Raw genomic sequence first — 1811 nt, forward strand, 5'->3', positions numbered from 1 at the left:
GTGGTCTGCTGTGATATTCCGGATTAACATGGCGGAAACACATCCCTCAGAACGCAAAGCGTCTGCCGCAGCAAATCCGGCGGTGTATCTTCTAAAACCACGATCTTTGCTGGACCGCATTGAATTTCCAGATGATGAGCAATGTGTTTTTTTGCCGACTTCGATGGTTTCAATGGAACGAACTGAACGGCCTCTTGCGGAACTGGTACAGACGGCTCTGCAGGAGCTGGCAAAGCAGCGGTTTCCTGTTTCTCTTTCTGTGCAATTAGCTCACGCCGGATCTGCCTCTGCCAGTAGTAGAACTGATCTATATTAATGTCTTCGCGGCGACAGAAGGCCATGGCAGATAAGCCGCTGGCATGCTGTGCCAGAATGATTTTCTTCCATTTCTGGATTAAATGCTGATGCTTGACCTGCTGGACTGTTGACAATGCAAATCCCTCCCATATTGGAAAAACTGAATTCCCCATTCGGGAAATTTTGAGTTTTTTGTACTGGAAATTTTGAGTTTTCCGTGCGAGAGTATTATCTCATATGGGTGAAAGGATTTAAATACACTGGATTATTAAGCGCTTACTTTTCAAGCCTTCCGTGCTTCTTTATCCAGAAAATCAATCGACAACAGCAATGCTGCGAATCTCACCATAACGGTCCATTTTGATCTGCATGCTGACACCAGCGCCGGAGCCCATGTGCGGATACAGATACGTCGTGTATCCCGTGCGTTTATCGTATTCCGAATACGTCGTGCCGTACAAATCGACCATTGTCGACTTCTTCATACCGACCGTCAATCCAGCTGGTGTGGCCCAGCCATTGTTCGCCGTGACTTCGATGGCAAAGACGCGCTCCGGCGAACTGCCGTAATGGTTCGTGGAAATTTTTACCGAATCCCCATAATAATAGACGTTGACACTGCCACGAGACGAAACAAGGCGTGGTTCGCCGTAAGACGCTGCCACATCCTCAATCGTCGGACCATACGCCACGCAGATGCCGCCCAGCGTGAACTCCGAACTCGGCAGCGCCCGCGCAAAGCAGGTCGCGGAAAGCGCCATGATCATCGCGCAGACCAGAAGCAGGATTTTCTTCTTCATAAAAAAGCCCCCAATGATGAAATAAAATAGATACGTTATCTCTCTCTAATGAAAGATATCAGCTTCATTATATTACCATAACAGTAGTTTACAACTTTAAGCAGCCTCTTCATCAGACCGAATTACGTCTTGCAAGGCTTTGAGCAAGGCCTTCGGATTTTTGCTAGTTTTGGCCTTTTGGGCCAAAGTGGCAAAAATTATTTCGCGCTGGATCTGCCAGCTTAGTAAATGCCGCAGCTCTTGTGGACTGTCATTCTGGTGGGACTGAAAGGCCTCGTCCAGATGCGGCAGCATTTTTACCATGGCATGCTCAGCATTCGTGAGATTCATCAGATGCTCAATGCTTGTCTGCTTGCGGACCATGTAATGGCTCAGCTGCCAAAACATCTTCTGCTCGTAATAGTTTGTCTCAATGCCCCAGCGGAGTTTGTAGAGACGAAGCGGGTAGAATTCCATTTCTCTTGAGCCGGCATCACGCAGTATTCTGCTGCTCTGCCAGGCAACGCTCATATGCAGAGCCATGGGCTCAACCGTGCTGAGAAAGAGCCGGCGTGAGCCGCTTTTGCTCAGAGTCACGTAAGCGTGGACCTGGCAGTCGCCAAAAATCTTGGCTTTTACCACCTTGTGTGTCACCAGAAGCTGGTCCATTTGGCAAGTCTTCTTCCAAATATTCTCGTACAAATCGTCCAGCGTCAGCCGTCTGCCATATTTTCG

Annotated in this window: 2 protein-coding genes and 1 pseudogene; all 3 read right to left on the bottom strand. The window is 48.6% G+C overall.

Annotated features, from left to right (window positions below):
• Nucleotides 1-23 precede the first annotated feature (23 nt).
• Nucleotides 24-431, bottom strand: coding sequence for an IS66 family insertion sequence element accessory protein TnpA (gene tnpA, locus ACE419_RS11485; RefSeq protein WP_435722079.1), 408 nt, complete (start codon nucleotides 429-431; stop codon nucleotides 24-26).
• Between the two features lie 180 nt (nucleotides 432-611).
• Nucleotides 612-1097: a hypothetical protein gene (locus ACE419_RS11490; protein ID WP_435722080.1), complete on the bottom strand. Its 486-nt coding sequence runs from the start codon at nucleotides 1095-1097 to the stop codon at nucleotides 612-614.
• Between the two features lie 96 nt (nucleotides 1098-1193).
• A pseudogene (locus ACE419_RS11495) lies at nucleotides 1194-1811 on the bottom strand (IS701 family transposase); the annotation flags it as partial.

The sequence above is a fragment of the Mitsuokella apri genome (assembly GCF_047974105.1).
Taxonomy (GTDB): domain Bacteria; phylum Bacillota; class Negativicutes; order Selenomonadales; family Selenomonadaceae; genus Mitsuokella.

Bases quoted from the DNA above. Each gene is read 5' to 3' on its own strand.
- ACE419_RS11490 (WP_435722080.1), bottom strand. From the start codon at position 1,097: ATGAAGAAGAAAATCCTGCTTCTGGTCTGCGCGATGATCATGGCGCTT.